This window comes from Micromonospora sp. WMMC273 (genome assembly GCF_027460285.1).
Classification (GTDB): Bacteria; Actinomycetota; Actinomycetes; order Mycobacteriales; family Micromonosporaceae; genus Micromonospora; species Micromonospora aurantiaca.
On the sequence record NZ_JAPZBE010000001.1, the window covers coordinates 5356646 to 5371028 of the forward strand.

15 protein-coding genes and 1 riboswitch are annotated in these 14383 nt (G+C 74.2%); of the genes, 2 read left to right on the forward strand and 13 right to left on the reverse strand.

Annotated features, from left to right (window positions below; genetic code table 11):
* Positions 1–22: 22 nt before the first annotated feature.
* The 7 genes from thiC to thiE form a co-directional block, all read right to left on the reverse strand.
* Entirely contained in the window at positions 23–1606 is a 1584-nt protein-coding gene (gene thiC / locus O7611_RS24755) for a phosphomethylpyrimidine synthase ThiC (RefSeq protein ID WP_269697658.1), read from the reverse strand.
* 17 nt (positions 1607–1623) lie between these two features.
* A complete protein-coding gene (gene thiD, locus O7611_RS24760) occupies positions 1624–2412 on the reverse strand; it encodes a bifunctional hydroxymethylpyrimidine kinase/phosphomethylpyrimidine kinase (RefSeq protein ID WP_269697659.1) in 789 nt (262 codons plus the stop codon).
* An 82-nt stretch (positions 2413–2494) separates the two neighbouring features.
* Positions 2495–3160 carry a thiamine phosphate synthase gene (locus tag O7611_RS24765; protein WP_194801538.1) on the reverse strand — a complete coding sequence of 222 codons (666 nt, stop codon included), beginning with the start codon at positions 3158–3160 and terminating at the stop codon, positions 2495–2497.
* A 62-nt stretch (positions 3161–3222) separates the two neighbouring features.
* Positions 3223–3996 (reverse strand): thiazole synthase, encoded by a 774-nt coding sequence (locus O7611_RS24770; protein WP_442929374.1) that lies wholly within the window; start codon positions 3994–3996, stop codon positions 3223–3225.
* A gap of 5 nt (positions 3997–4001) precedes the next feature.
* A complete protein-coding gene (gene thiS / locus O7611_RS24775; RefSeq protein WP_013288601.1) occupies positions 4002–4202 on the reverse strand; it encodes a sulfur carrier protein ThiS in 201 nt (66 codons plus the stop codon).
* Positions 4193–5278 carry a glycine oxidase ThiO gene (gene thiO, locus O7611_RS24780; protein ID WP_194801415.1) on the reverse strand — a complete coding sequence of 362 codons (1086 nt, stop codon included), beginning with the start codon at positions 5276–5278 and terminating at the stop codon, positions 4193–4195. The genes thiS and thiO overlap by 10 nt, the downstream gene beginning before the upstream one ends.
* Positions 5275–5898: a thiamine phosphate synthase gene (gene thiE, locus O7611_RS24785; RefSeq protein ID WP_442929395.1), complete on the reverse strand. Its 624-nt coding sequence runs from the start codon at positions 5896–5898 to the stop codon at positions 5275–5277. The genes thiO and thiE overlap by 4 nt, the downstream gene beginning before the upstream one ends.
* Positions 5896–6007: riboswitch (TPP riboswitch) on the reverse strand. Its footprint overlaps the gene before it by 3 nt.
* Before the next feature lie 118 nt (positions 6008–6125).
* Between thiE and O7611_RS24790 the strand changes: the two genes are divergently transcribed.
* On the forward strand, positions 6126–7151 hold the full coding sequence (locus O7611_RS24790; protein ID WP_269697662.1) for a DUF559 domain-containing protein: 1026 nt from the start codon (positions 6126–6128) through the stop codon (positions 7149–7151).
* Positions 7152–7427: 276 nt separating this feature from the next.
* On the opposite strand, the gene O7611_RS24795 is transcribed toward O7611_RS24790, so the two are convergent.
* Genes O7611_RS24795 through O7611_RS24810 form a run of 4 tightly spaced genes read right to left on the reverse strand, consistent with a single transcriptional unit; the run spans position 7428 to position 11543 of the window.
* A complete protein-coding gene (locus tag O7611_RS24795) occupies positions 7428–8390 on the reverse strand; it encodes an aldo/keto reductase (protein ID WP_194801417.1) in 963 nt (320 codons plus the stop codon).
* Positions 8391–8410: 20 nt separating this feature from the next.
* Positions 8411–9217: a nucleotidyltransferase domain-containing protein gene (locus tag O7611_RS24800; RefSeq protein ID WP_269697663.1), complete on the reverse strand. Its 807-nt coding sequence runs from the start codon at positions 9215–9217 to the stop codon at positions 8411–8413.
* Positions 9217–10896 (reverse strand): ABC-F family ATP-binding cassette domain-containing protein, encoded by a 1680-nt coding sequence (locus O7611_RS24805; RefSeq protein ID WP_194801419.1) that lies wholly within the window; start codon positions 10894–10896, stop codon positions 9217–9219. Before O7611_RS24805 ends, O7611_RS24800 begins: the two co-directional genes overlap by 1 nt.
* A 41-nt stretch (positions 10897–10937) precedes the next feature.
* Positions 10938–11543: a class I SAM-dependent methyltransferase gene (locus tag O7611_RS24810; protein ID WP_194801420.1), complete on the reverse strand. Its 606-nt coding sequence runs from the start codon at positions 11541–11543 to the stop codon at positions 10938–10940.
* Between the two features lie 125 nt (positions 11544–11668).
* On the opposite strand from O7611_RS24810, the gene O7611_RS24815 reads away from it, so the two are divergent.
* Positions 11669–12877: a hypothetical protein gene (locus O7611_RS24815; RefSeq protein WP_228532304.1), complete on the forward strand. Its 1209-nt coding sequence runs from the start codon at positions 11669–11671 to the stop codon at positions 12875–12877.
* Positions 12878–12884: 7 nt separating this feature from the next.
* Here O7611_RS24815 and truA read toward each other — a convergent pair whose 3' ends face one another.
* Positions 12885–13718: a tRNA pseudouridine(38-40) synthase TruA gene (gene truA / locus O7611_RS24820; protein ID WP_269697664.1), complete on the reverse strand. Its 834-nt coding sequence runs from the start codon at positions 13716–13718 to the stop codon at positions 12885–12887.
* A gap of 70 nt (positions 13719–13788) precedes the next feature.
* Positions 13789–14349, reverse strand: a complete 561-nt coding sequence (rplQ, locus tag O7611_RS24825) for a 50S ribosomal protein L17 (RefSeq protein WP_013288611.1) — start codon at positions 14347–14349, stop codon at positions 13789–13791.
* Between the last annotated feature and the right edge of the window lie 34 nt (positions 14350–14383).

Consider the following 14383-nt stretch of genomic DNA (forward strand, 5'->3'; position numbering starts at 1 on the left):
AAACGGCCCGCCCCGGCCCCGCTCACGCCAGCGGCAGGTAGACCCGCGATCCGGAGGCGACGAACTCCTCGGACTTGCCGCGCATGCCCCGCGCCGCGTAGTCCTTCAGCTCCTGGGTGATCTTCATGGAGCAGAACTTCGGCCCGCACATCGAGCAGAAGTGCGCCGTCTTCGCGGGCTCGGCGGGCAGCGTCGCGTCGTGGTACGCCCGCGCGGTCTCCGGGTCGAGCGCCAGGTTGAACTGGTCTTCCCAGCGGAACTCGAACCGGGCCTTCGACAGCGCGTCGTCCCACGCCTGCGCGCCCGGGTGCCCCTTGGCCAGGTCGGCCGCATGCGCCGCGATCTTGTACGCGATCACGCCCGCCTTCACGTCGTCGCGGTCGGGCAGCCCGAGGTGCTCCTTCGGGGTGACGTAGCAGAGCATCGCGGTGCCGAACATGCCGATCATCGCCGCGCCGATCGCGGAGGTGATGTGGTCGTACGCGGGCGCGACGTCGGTGGTCAGCGGCCCGAGCGTGTAGAACGGCGCCTCGTGGCACCACTCCTGCTGGAGGTCCACGTTCTCCTTGATCTTGTGCATCGGCACGTGCCCGGGGCCCTCGATCATCACCTGCACGTCGTACTCCCAGGCGATCTTCGTCAGCTCACCGAGCGTGCGCAGCTCGGCGAACTGCGCCTCGTCGTTGGCATCCGCGATGGAACCGGGGCGCAGCCCGTCACCGAGGGAGAACGTCACGTCGTACTTCGCGAGCAGCGAACACAGCTCCCGGAAGTTCGTGTAGAGGAAGTTCTCCTCGTGGTGTGCCAGGCACCAGGCCGCCATGATCGAGCCGCCCCGGGACACGATCCCGGTGACCCGGTCCACCGCCAGCGGCACGTACGGCAGCAGCACCCCGGCGTGCACGGTCATGTAGTCGACGCCCTGCTCCGCCTGCTCGATGACCGTCTCCCGGAACACCTCCCAGCTCAGCTTCACCGGGTCGCCGCCGACCTTCTCCAGCGCCTGGTAGATCGGCACCGTGCCGATCGGCACCGGCGCGTTCCGCACGATCGCCTCGCGGGTCTCGTGGATGCGCTTGCCGGTGGACAGGTCCATCACGGTGTCCGCGCCCCACCGGGTCGCCCAGGTCAGCTTCTCCACCTCCTCGGCCACCGACGAGGTGACAGCCGAGGTGCCGATGTTGGCGTTGACCTTCACCAGGAACGCCTTGCCGATGACGGCCGGCTCGCACTCCGGGTGGTTCACGTTCAGCGGCAGCACGGCCCGGCCGGCCGCGATCTCGTCCCGCACGAACTCCGGCGACACCGACTCGCGGATCGCCACGAACTCCATCTCCGGCGTGACGATTCCGGCCCGGGCGTACGCAAGCTGGGTCGGACGGGTTCCGGCCAGCGGCGTGCCGGCACCGCGCACCGGAGCCACGTCGCCGCGCTCGGCGATCCACGGCCCGCGCAGTGCGGGCAGCCCCACCTCCGGGTCGGAGCCGGGACCGGAGGTGTCGTAGAGCCGTACCGGCGGGTTGTCCCCGGTCAGCGGCACCTCGGCGAACGGCACCCGGATGTCCGGGCGTGACCCTTCCACGTACACCTTGCGACGTGCCTGCATGACAGCCTCCCTGTCGCTCATGCGGACCAGCCGAAGTGGTCCAGCGGGCCGCGTCCCGCTCCCAGCTCCCAGGTCCGCGCGCCGGTCAGCGCGCGGGTGACGTACTCCTTGGCGGCGGCCACCGCGACCGGCACCGCGTCGCCCGTGGCGAGCCGGACCGCGACGGCGGCCGAGAACGAACAGCCGGTGCCGTGGTTGTGCCGGGTGTCCACCCGGGGCGCGCGCAGCAGGCGGGTCGTCCCGCCGCCGGCGAGCACGTCCACCGACTCGCCGTCGGCGTCCACGTCGCCGCCGGTCACCACCACGAACGCCGGTCCGCGCGCCGCCAGCGCCTCGGCCGCCGCGACCATCTCCTCGACGGTGCCCACCGGGCCTCCGGTGAGGGCCGCGGCCTCCGCGCAGTTCGGTGTCGCCACTTCCGCGTACGGCAGCAGCCGCTCGACCGCCTCCACCACGCCGAGCCGGTGCCCGCTCGTGGCGACCAGCACCGGGTCGACGACCAGGTGCGGCAGGCGCCCGGCCCCTGCCGCCTCGGCCACCGCATCGGCGACCGCCGGGGTGCCGAGCATCCCGGTCTTCACGGCGCGCACGTCGAAGTCGCCGAGCACGCTGTCCATCTGGTCGCGCACCGATTGCGGCGGCAGCGGCAGGACGGCGTCCACGCCCCTGGTGCTCTGCGCGGTGACTGCGGTGAGGACTGTCGTGCCGTACGCCCCGAGCGCGGCGAACGTCTTGAGGTCGGCCTGGATGCCCGCTCCCGCTCCGGAGTCGGAGCCGGCGATGCTGAGAACTGTTTTCGGCGTCACTGCTTTCCTTCACCGGTGGTTGCGGTTGAGGGCTGCGGCCGACCGTGCCCACTCCGGGCGGTCAGGCTTGATCCCTCCGTGGTCACGGTCGGCCGCAGCCCTTCTCGTGCGGGCCTTCGTCGGATCGCGCGGGGTGGGTGCGCGCCACACGGGTGGCCGCCTCCTGGAAGGCGCTGCCCAGCGTGGTGGCGGTTTCGGCGGGGTCGTTCGCCCGCATGATTGCGCCGAGCACTGCTACTCCTGTTGCGCCTGCCTCTACGCAGGCCGCTACCTGAGCTGCCGTTTCGATGCCGCCGAGGGCGAGCCCCGGGACCGGGCTGGCTTTCACCAGGGCGGCGAGTCCGGTCGGCCGCAGGGGCGGGCCGTAGCCGGGCTTCGTCCTGGTCTCGTAGACCGGGGACAGCGTCGCGTAGTGCTCGGTGGTGAGCCGGGCCAGCTCGGCGGTGTCGTGGCAGGAGCGGCCGACCAGCCCGACGGCGGGCGGCGGGTACGGGCCGGCGGCGGGCAGGTGCACCGCGTCCCCGTCGAGCGGATCGGGGCCGGCCACGATCAGCGTGCCGCCCGCCTCGGCGAGGATCGCGCGCAGGTCGGCGGCGAGCGCGAGGCGCTCGGCGCGCGGCAGATCCTTCTCCCGCAGCACCACCCACCGCACTCCCCCACCCACGGCCCCCGCCACCACGTCGACAAGCGCCCCCCGAGCAACCCGCCGATCGGTGAGCAGCACGACGCCGCTCGGCCCGCCCGGAATCTTGGTACGCGGCCGCCCCTCGGAGGGCGCATCCGTACCAAGATCCGCTAGGCGTGAGGCGGTCACAGGTCGGGCCGTCCCTCATCCGGGGTGGAGGCCAGGGCGTGGAAGCGGCGGGCGATACGGCCCGCGCCGTACGCCAGACGCCCGGCCTCGACCGCGTAGCGCATCGCCGTGGCCATCGCCACCGGGTCGGCGGCCCGGGTCACGGCGCTCGCCAGCAGCACCGCGTCGCAGCCCAGCTCCATCGCCAGCGCGGCGTCGGAGGCGGTGCCGATGCCCGCGTCCAGCACCACCGGCACGTCCACGGCCGCGCGGATCAGCCGGATGTGGTGCGGGTTGCCGATGCCCAGCCCGGAACCGATCGGCGACCCGGCCGGCATCACCGCCGCGCAGCCCACGTCGGCCAGCCGCCGCGCCAGCACCGGATCGTCCGAGGTGTACGGCAGCACGGTAAACCCGTCGGCCACCAGTTCCTCGGCGGCGCGCAGCAGCTCCACCCCGTCGGGCAGGAGCGTGCGCTCGTCGCCGATCACCTCCAGCTTCACCCAGTCGGTGTCGAACGCCTCCCGGGCCAGGTGCGCCGTCTTCACCGCCTCCACCGCGGTACGGCAGCCGGCCGTGTTCGGCAGCAGCCGTACACCGCACCGCTCCACCAGGTCGAGCAGGCCGCCCGACCCGCCGGGTGTGGTGTCCACCCGGCGCAGCGCCAACGTCACCAGCTCGGTGCCGGAAGCGCGGATCGCCTGCTCCAGCACGTGCAGGTTGGCCGCGCCGCCGGTGCCGAGGACGAGCCGGGAGCCGAACGCGACCCCGCCGATCTCCAGCGTGGACATGCCGTTCACCCGCCCTGGGTGGCGCTGAGCACCTCGACGCGGTCGCCGTCGCGCAGGACGCTCGCCGACCAGCCGCCGCGCGGCACCACCTCGCCGTTCACCGCTACGGCGAGCCCGCGCTCCCGGTCGGTGACGGTGCGGACCACCTCGGCGACGGTGACGCCCTCGGGCAGCGTCCGGCCGGTGCCGTTGACGATCAGTTCCACGTGCGCTCCTTCCCGAAGCGGTCCGGGGTGAAGGGGGCGAGCGCGGGATCCGGCTCGCCGGTGACGATCAGCTCGGTGACCAGGTCGGCGGTGACCGGGGTGAGCACGATGCCGTGCCGGTGGTGCCCGGTCGCCGCGAGCACGCCCGGCTGCCCGGGCAGCGGCCCGATGATCGGCGCGTTGTCCGGCGTACCCGGACGCAGCCCGGCGACTGCCTCCACCACTTCGTACTCGACGAGTTCCGGCACCAGTTCGGCGGCGGCGCGCAGCAGCGTCAGCACGCCACCGGCGGTGACAGCGGTGTCCGCGCGCTCCTCCACAGTCGCCCCGACCACGACCTCACCGCTGTCCCGGGGCACCAGGTAGACCGACTCGCTGTCCGCGTACCCCCGGATCACGTGCCGGAAGCCCGGCGGACCGCCACCGGGCGCGCGCAGCCGCAGCACCTGGCCCTTCACCGGCCGGACCGGCAGGCCGGTCAGCGCCGCCGCGCCGCAGCCCGCCGCGACCACAGTGACCCGCGCGTCCAGCTCGGACAGCGCGCCGACGCGGGCCGGGCGCAGCTCCACCCCGGCGCGCTCGGCGGCCGTGCGCAGCGCGGCGACCAGCCGCCGCGGGTCGACCTGGTGGTCGCCGGGCGCGACAGCGCCGCCGCGCACGCGCGGCGCCAGCGCCGGTTCGCGGTCGCGCAGCTCCGAGGGGCGCAGCGGCGTGATCGGCAGTCCCAACCCCCGTTGGTACGACCACAGCCGCCCCGCCTCGGCCAGGTCGTCGGCGGTGAGCCCGACGACGAGCGTGCCCTCGGTGCGGTGGCCGAGGTCGACGCCGCTCGCCTCGGTCAGCTCAGCGGCGAAGCCGGGCCAGCGGGCGGCCGACTCGACGAGCAGCGCGGTGAGTTCGTGCTCACCGAAGTACGCCTCGGCAACCGGCGACAGCATCCCGGCGGCCACCGACGAGGCGCCCGACCCGGGCCGGTCGTCGTGCACTACCACGCGCAGTCCGCGCTGCGCGCACCGCCACGCGATCGCGAGTCCCACCGGCCCGGCGCCCACCACCGCCACGTCGGCCGGGCTCATCGCGTCAGCGCCAGCAGCAGCTCGGCGGTGGCGTGCGCGGGATCGGCGGCCAGGCTGAGCGCGCCGACAACCGCCACCCCGTACGCCCCGGCGGCCCGCAGCGCCGGCACGGTCGCGGCGGTCACCCCGCCGATCGCGATCACCGGCACGCTCACCGCCTCGGCGACCGCACGTACCCCGCCAGGGCCGATCGGGTCCGGCAGGCCGGACTTGGTGGTGGTGGCGTGGCACGGGCCCACGCCCAGGTAGCTCGCTCCCGCGTCCACCGCCGCGCGGGCGCCTACCGGCTCCCGGGCGGTCGCGCCGAGCACCGCGTCCGGACCGAGCACCCGGCGCGCGGCTGCGACCGGCAGGTCGTCCGCGCCGACGTGGCCACCGGCGGCGTCCACCGCGAGCGCCACGTGCAGCCGGTCGTTGACCAGGCACCGCGCCCCGTACGGCCGGCACGCCTCGGTCACGCGGCACGCCAGCTCGTACGCCTGCCGGTCGGTGGCGTCGTCCTCCACGCGCACCTGCACGACGAGGTCGGCGCCCGCCACCGGCAGGGCGGCACGCAGCACGGCGAGCGGGTCACGCCCCGGCCGGGTGTCGGTGATGAGATGCAGTCGTCCCAGGGACAGCACGGCAACGCTCCTCCCTGCGCCGGCATTACCCGGATCAGGTTCGACGGTCGGGGGCTCCCAGCCCCCCTCTCAGCCCGGTCCGCACCGGGCTCCCGTGGGTCACTTGCGGCCTACCGTACGACGCCTCCCGCCCGTACGGAAGCCCGGGTGAGGTTTTTCCCAGACACCAGCCGTCCGCCGGATCGGGGCAGCGGGTGACCGTCCCGTCACGACACGCTGCCCGGATGTCCGTTCCCGCCCGCGTCCCGCGCCGCCTGGCGACAGTGCCGTTCCGGGGCGGCAGTGCCGTCTCCGAAGGGCTGCTCACCTGGACGATGCTGCGCGGGCCGGCGTGGATCCGCCTGCTGCCGGACGTGTACGTGCACCGGGACGGATACCGCGCCGGCGACCATCGGATGTGGTGCGAGGCGGTGGCGTTGCGCCTGCCCACGGGTGCCGTGCTGGCGGGACGCAGCGCCGCGTGGCTGTTCGGCGCGGACGTGCTCACCCGCGACGCGCCGGTCAGCGTGCTGCTGCCGACTGCTGCTCGACTGCGACCGCACCCACGGATGCGGGTGGTCCGGTCGCCGCTGCCGGAGCGGGACCACACCCTCGTCGGCGGGCTGCCGGTCACCACCCCGCTGCGCACCGCGTTCGACCTGGGCCGCCACGGCACCCGCGTCGACGCGCTCGTCGCCGTCGACGCGTTGCTGCGTCGCCGGGTCGTGAAGCTGCCCTGCCTGCGGGCCTACGCCGCCGCCCGGTCGCGCTGGCCGGGTGCTCCGCTGCTGCGGGAGGTGCTGGCGCTGGCCGAGCCGTTGAGCGAGTCCCCGATGGAGACACGGTTGCGGCTGCTTCTGCTCGACGCCGGCCTCGGCCCGCTCGTCGCTCAGCACGAGGTACGCGCCGGCGGACGTTTCGTGGCCCGGGTGGACCTGGCCTGGCCGGCGCTCCGCCTCGCGGTCGAGTACGACGGCGACCACCACCGCGAACGGGCGCACTTCCGGCGGGACGTGGCACGCCTGAACGCGCTCCGCGCGGCCGGGTGGGTGGTGCTGCGGTTCACCGCCGACGACGTGCTACGCCGCCCCGACGCCACAGTCGCCCTGGTCCGCCAGGCCCTGGCCGAACGTCTCGCCACCGCAGCAAACCATGACCCACGCCCGCAGCTCCGCCCCACCCCGGCCCGCCACCCGCCGCCTGGCCGGGCCGGGCGCCACGGGCGTCGGAAGGCCGCCCGCAGACACCTATGGCGTTCCACTCGCGACTGAATCTGGCGACGAGTGGAACGCCATAGGTGTTTCAAGGCCCCTTTGACACCCATGCCGTTCCACCCATCGTGAGCGCTGCCTCTGAGTGGAACGTTATGGGTGTCTCCGCGCGCGGGCGGCCACGGTGGGCGCACGCCCGCAGCGCGGGGCAAGCCCCGACGCTCGCACGACGACGAGCGGACGCACCTGCGACGCGCGGGCGGACCGAACACGGGTGGACCGAGCACGCGGGCGGATCCGACGCGCGAGCGGGCTCGCCTGCACCGGCGCGGACAGTCAGAGGATGGCGTCGAGGGCGTCCAGGTCCTCGTCGGACGGCTGCCACGTCCCGGCCTCGGCGTTGGCGCTCACCTGGGCCGGAGTCGTGGCGCCGGCGATCACGGAGGTGACTGCGGGACGGGCGGCCAGGCCACCGATGGCCACCTGGAGCATGGTGATGCCGCGCTCGGCCGCGTACGCCTCGATCGCCTCGATGACGTCCCAGCGCGCGGCGGCCAGCCGCTCGGCGTACCGGCCGCCACCGGCCAGGCGGCTGCCCGCTGGGGGCGCCTCGCCGCGCTTGTACTTACCGGTGAGCAGCCCGTTGGCGAGCGGGAAGAACGGCAGCATGCCGAGGCCGAACCGCTCGCAGGCGGGGATCACCTCGTCCTCCACCCCGCGTTCGACCAGCGAGTAGTGGTTCTGCGCGGAGATGAACCGGGTACGCCCCTGCGACGACGCGGTCCAGTCGGCGTCGGCGATCTGCCAGCCGGCGAAGTTGGAGTTGCCGAGGTAGCGCACCTTGCCGGCGGTCACCAGGTCGTCCAGCGCGGCGAGCGTCTCGTCGATCGGGGTGCCCGGGTCCGGCTCGTGCATCTGGTACAGGTCGATGTGGTCGGTGCCGAGCCGGCGCAGCGACGCCTCGACCGCGCGGGCGATGTAGCGGCGGGCGCCCCGGGCACCGTGATCCGGCCCGTTCGCGCCGTTCATGTCCATGCCGAACTTGGTGGCCACCACCACGTCGTCGCGGCGGCCCTTGAGCGCCTGGCCGAGCAGTTCCTCGGAGGCGCCCTGCGGCTCGCCGTAGATGTCGGCGGTGTCGAAGAAGTTGATCCCGGCGTCGAGCGCGGCGTCCACCACCGCCCGGGTGCCGTCGCTGTCGAGTTTGCGGCCGAAGTTGTTGCAGCCGATACCGACCACTGACACCACGAGCCCGGAGTCGCCCAGCCGGCGATAGGTCATCTCACTCACGAGATCCACCCTATGCCCGCTGCCGGGTGTCATCCGGGCAGCGGCAACACCTCGGCGGCCAGCGTCCGGGCCGCGGCGATCGTCGCCGCCAGCTCGGACGGGGTACGCCCCACCGCGCCCAGCAGCGCCTGCGTCCGCTCGGCGAAGTCCGGCGGCGCACCCGGCAGGCGTCCGGCGGACGCGATCATGCCCTTCTCGTTCACGAGCCACCGCCCGGCGCGGCCGTGCAGCGCGTGGACCAGCACGCCGACCACCCGGAACAGGCAGCCCGCCACGTAGCCGGTGTCGCCCCCGGCCGCGCCCTTGGCCGCGCCGTCGAGCAGCAGCCCGGTCTCCCAGCCGCCGGCGACCAGCGCGGCGCCGAGCGCGGGCGGGTAGTCGACGGTCTCGGCCCGCAGGGCGGTCAGCTCGCCGCTCGGGTCGCCGAGCACCCGCCCGAGCGCCACCTCCCCGGCGTACGCGTGCGAGTAGAAGCCGAGCGGGTGCCCGGCCTGCGCCTCGACGGTGTAGCGGCCGGCCCGGCAGTCCGCCCAGACCCGGTGCACCCGGTCCAGGTCGCGGTAGATCCAGTCCACCGCGACGCCGCCGACACGCAGCCAGGCGCCCCCGTCGACCCACGGTCCCCAGCCGCCCGGTGCGGTGAGGTCCACCGGCCCGTCGGCGATCGCGGCGGCCACCGCGCGCAGCCCGGCCACGTCCGGCGTACCCCGGTAGTAGAGGCCCAGGTCCCAGTCGGAGTCGGGCCGGTGGTCGCCGCGGGCGCGGCTGCCGCCGAGGGCCACCGCGACCACACCGTCCACCGCGCACAGCCGGTCGGCCAGCTCCCGGTCGATCATCAGCCCACGTCCCAGACCGGCTCCGGCGTCTCCACCACGTCGCCGTCGCCCCGGAACAGCACGAACCGGTCGAAGGTACGGGTGAACCACCTGTCGTGTGTCACAGCGACCACAGTCCCCTCGAACGCGGTCAGCCCGGCCTCCAGCGCCTCGGCCGAGGCCAGGTCGAGGTTGTCGGTGGGCTCGTCGAGCAGCAGCAGCGTCGCCCCGGACAGCTCCAGCAGCAGCACCAGGAAGCGGGCCTGCTGCCCGCCGGAGAGCGTGCCGAACCGCTGGTCGCCCTGAGCGGCGAGCTCGTACCGGGACAGCGCCGCCATCGCCGCGTGCCGGTCCATGCCGGCCCGGTGGTCGTCGCCGCGCCACAGCACCTCGACGAGTGTCTTGGCCATCAGCTCCGGCCGGTCGTGGGTCTGCGAGAAGTGCCCGGGCCGGACCCGCGCGCCGAGCCGCACCACGCCGCCGTGCGCGACAGGTGCGAGGGCGCCGGCGCCGTCGACGGGGGTGTTTCCCGGCTCCGGGTCGGTGCCGCCCCGGGCCAGCAGGCGCAGGAAGTGCGACTTGCCGGTGCCGTTCGCGCCGAGCACCGCGACCCGGTCGCCGTACCAGAGTTCCAGGTCGAACGGGTACGTCAGGCCGTCCAGCTCCAGTTGCTCGGCGATGACCGCGCGCTTGCCGGTCCGCCCGCCGGTCAGGCGCATCCGGATGTCCTGGTCCTTCGGGGGTACGGGCGGCGGCCCGGCCTCCTCGAACTTGCGCAACCGGGTCTGCGCGGCCTGGTAGCGGGACGCCATCCCGTCGTTGTACGCGGCCTTCTGCTTGTACATCAGCATCAGCTCGCGCAGCTTCTGGTGTTCCTCGTCCCAGCGTTTGCGCAGCTCGTCGAGGCGGGCGTGCCGGGCCACCCGCGCGGAGTGCCAGCTCGCGAAGCCGCCCGGGTGCACCCAGGCGCTGCCGCCCTCCACCGCGACGACCCGGTCGGCGGTCTGCGCCAGCAGTTCCCGGTCGTGCGAGACGTACAGCACGGACTTGCCCGACTCGCGCAGGCGCGCCTCCAGCCAACGTTTGCCGGGTACGTCGAGGAAGTTGTCCGGCTCGTCGAGCAGCAGCACCTCGTCCGGGCCGCGCAGCAGCAGTTCCAGCGCGAAGCGTTTCTGCTGGCCGCCGGAGAGCGTGCGGACCGGCCGTTCCCGGGCGCTGTCCCACGGCAGGTCCAGCACGATGGTGGCGACGGTGTCGAAGAGGACCTCCGCGTCGTACCCGCCGGTCTCACCCCAGGCGGCCAGCGCCTCGGCGTACGCGAGCTGGGTCTTGGCGGCGGCGGAGCTGTACTTGCCGCGCACCTCGGCCGCCCGCATGGCCGCCTCGGTCTCGGCGAGCCGCCGCCCGGCGTCGCGCAGCGCCGGCGGTGCCAGCGACAGGGCGAGGTCGGCGAGCGTGGACTCGTCACCGATCATGCCGATGAACTGCCGCATCACGCCCAGCCCACCGGAGCGGGCGATCGCGCCGGTCTTCACCGGCAGGTCACCGGCGACCATCCGCAGCAGCGTGGTCTTGCCGGCGCCGTTCGGGCCGACCAGCGCCACCTTGGCACCCTCACCGACCCGGAACGAGACGTCACTGAACAGCTCACGCCCGTCCGGGAGGATGTGCCCCACTCCTGCCACGTCCACGTATCCCACGCGGGCATCCTGCCCGAGCCGGGTCGGTGGACGACACCGGATTACCGGGTGACCCGCAGCACCCGGTAGCCCTTCTGGCTGGCGTGCCGCTCGACGGACCAGCCCTGCTCGACCAGCCAGCGGTGCAGCGAGTCGCCGCCGAGGTGCCGGGCGACGACCAGCCAGGCCACGCCGTCCGGGGCGAGGCGGGGCAGCCAGCGCAGCAGCAGGGCGTGCAGTTCCGGCTTGCCGATGTGGATCGGCGGGTTGGACCAGATCTGGGTGAAGGTGACGTCGTCCGGCAGTTCGTCCGGCGCGACGGCGCGTACCCGGTCGGCGGCGCCGATCCTTACCGCGTTGTCGGTGGTGAGGGCGCGGGCGCGCTCGTTGACGTCCACGGCCCAGACGGTGGCTTTCGGCGCGACGGTGGCGAGGACGCAGGTGATCGGGCCGAAGCCGCAGCCGATGTCGAGCAGCGCGCCGGTGACGTCGGCGGCCGGCAGGTCGGCCTTGCGCAGCAGCACGGCGGTGCCCGGGTCGAGCCGGTCGGCGGAGAAGACGCCACCGGCCGAGCCGAGTGTGTAGTCGCGCCCGGCGACGGTGAACTCGACCTCGCGCGGGCGGGCCGGGGCCGAGGGTTCAGCGGTGAAGTAGTGGTCGCCGGTCACGCAGGCATTCTCGCACCGGGCCGGGGCGGTTCCGGCGACGGTGTCACCGGCGGAGCCGGACGCCACTCCGCCAGAATTTCCCGATATTACCCCTGAAAGGGACAATCAGTCCTACTCTATGCCACATGGTGTACCGGTACGAGTCCGATGAGGACGCCTTCCTGGAGTACCCGAATCCCGGGTCGGCCCCGAACGGGCCCGCAGCCACGACGCCGCCGCCCGCGGGTCCGTCACGCTCCCGGTTCCCCACGCCGTCGCTGCCCCCGCCGCCGCGCCCGCAACCGGCGCTGCCGCCGGCCGGCACGGCCGAGCAGGCCATCCCCGACGGGCAGGCGGTGGCAGACGACGCCCGCGCACCCGTTCCGGCACCACCGGCCCCGGCGCCGGCACCCGGACGGCCCGCGCCACCACGGGAGCCCTCCCCGGTGCCGCAGCCCGCGCCGCCCATGCCCGCGCCCGTACCGGCGGCGGTGGACCGGCCGACGGTGCCGATCCCGGCCAGCCCCACCGCCCGCGCCGCCGACGTCTCCGAGCTGCCCCGGACCCGGCGCGCCGAACGCCGCGGCGGCGGCCGGTTCTGGCAGACGCTCGTCGGCGGCGCCGCCGTCCTGCTGCTGCTCTCGCTCACCGGGCTCGCCGTCGCGGCTCTGCTCGACGAACGCACCGCCACGCCCCCGGCTGGCCAGCCGACCCCGCAGCCGACCGAGTCCAGCACCCCGTCCGGCGGCACCGACCTGGACTCCCGGGACACCGACCAGGCGTCACTCACCGCCAAGGAGGTCTTCCCGACAAAGGATCTGGTGGTCACCGACGGGAAGCCCGCATACCGGGTGCTGAAGACCCAGGCCAGCCCGAAGTGCCAGGTAGCGGCCACCGGCGAGATCGCCGACCTGCTGGTCCGGCTCGGCTGCAACCAGGTCGTGCGGGGCACGCTCCGCTCCCCCGACGGCGACCACCTGATCACCGCCGGTTTGTTCAACCTCACCGACGTGGCCACCGCCCAGCGGGTACGCGACCGCATCCGGCCGCTGCTCGACGCGCGCCAGGGACGGTTCCGTGGCATGGCGGCCGGCGACGACACCGAGGCGGTGGAACGGGCCGCGGCCCGGGTCGCCTGGCAGGTACGCGGACACTACGTCGCCTACTGCCTGGTCACCCGCGCCGACGGGGAACGTATCCCGAGCGACGACGCGACCGCCCGCGAGATCATGTTCGACATGGTCGAGCTGCACCTCAACCGGAGTGTGCTGGACCGTCGCGCGGCGGCCGGCACGGCCGGGCAGCCCGACGCCGAATCGGCCGGGGACAGCGCCGGTCAGCGGGGCACGGACTGAGCCGGGCTCAGCCCTCGGCCACCGGCACCCGCAACCGGCGGGTCGCCTCGGCCCGGCGGGCGTACTCGGCCGGGTCGGCCGGGTAGCCCACAGCGACCAGGGCGAGGCCGTGCGCCGGCGCCACTGTCACCTCGCTGGAGCGCTCACGCCGGGTCAGCAGGCCGGCCGGCCACTGGACCGGCCGCCGCCCGTCGCCGGCCACCAGCATCGCCCCGACCAGGCTGCGTACCATGTTCTGGCAGAACGCGTCGGCCTGCACGGTGGCGACAAGGATCCCGTCCGGGTCGCGCCGCCAGTCCAGCCGGGTCACCTCGCGCAGCGTGGTGGCGTTCTCCTTGCGCCGGCAGTACGCGGCGAAGTCGTGCTCGCCCACCAGCCCGGCGGCGGCGGCGTTCAGGGCCGCCAGGTCCAACGGCTTGGGCCAGGCCAGGGTGTCCCGGCGGCGTAGCGGCTCGGCACCCCACGGGGCGTCGGTGACCCGGTACTCGTAGCGCCGAAACGTGGCCGAGAACCGGGCGTCGAAGTCGGCGGGCACCTCGGTCATCGCGCGTACCCGGGCATCTGGCGGCAGGAGCCGGGCCAGCCGGCGCAGCAGCCGGCCCTCGTGCTCCCGCCACACGGGAGTCGGCAGGTCGAGGTGGCAGACCTGCCCGGTGGCGTGCACCCCGGCGTCGGTACGCCCGGCCACCGTCAGGCCGGTCGCCGTGCCCGCGCCGAGCACCAGGTCCAGCGTCTGCATGAGTACGCCGGCCACTGTGCGCCGGGTCGGCTGGGGCGCCCAGCCGGAGAAGTCGGTGCCGTCGTACGAGACGTCCAGCCGCAGCCGGGTCCGCTCGTCCACCTCGTACCTCCTGTCGACGGCGACGGGCCCGGCACCCCCGAGGGGATGCCGGGCCCGGTCGAGCCTGATGTCAGGCCTTGTCGTTCTCGGTGGCCTCGTCGCTGTCCTCACGGGCGGCGGCGGTGTCACCCGACGCGGAGACCGGCGCCTCGGCGTCCTGGTCACCGGCGCTGGAGCGCGGGGTCTCCTCGGCCGGGGCCAGGGCCTCGACCTTGTCCTGCTGCGCGGCCTTGCGGGCGGCGGTCTTCTTGTTCGCCTTCGGCTCGGCGACCTGAAGCTCCTCCACCAGCTCGATGATCGCCATCGGAGCGGCGTCACCCTTGCGCGGACCGGTCTTCACGATCCGGGTGTAGCCACCGTTGCGGTTGGCGTACCGGGGCGCGATCTGGTCGAACAGGGCGTAGACCACGTCCTTGTCCTTGACGACGCCCAGCACGCGGCGGCGCGAGGCGAGGTCGCCGCGCTTGGCCTTGGTGATGAGCTGCTCGGCCAGCGGACGCAGCCGCCGGGCCTTCGTCTCGGTGGTCTGGATCTTGCCGTGCTGGAACAGCGCAGTGGCCAGGTTGGCCAGCATCAGCCGCTCGTGCGCGGGGCTGCCGCCGAGGCGGGGGCCCTTGGTGGGCGTGGGCATGCTTGGTGCTCCTCAGGTGTGGCGGCAGCGCGGA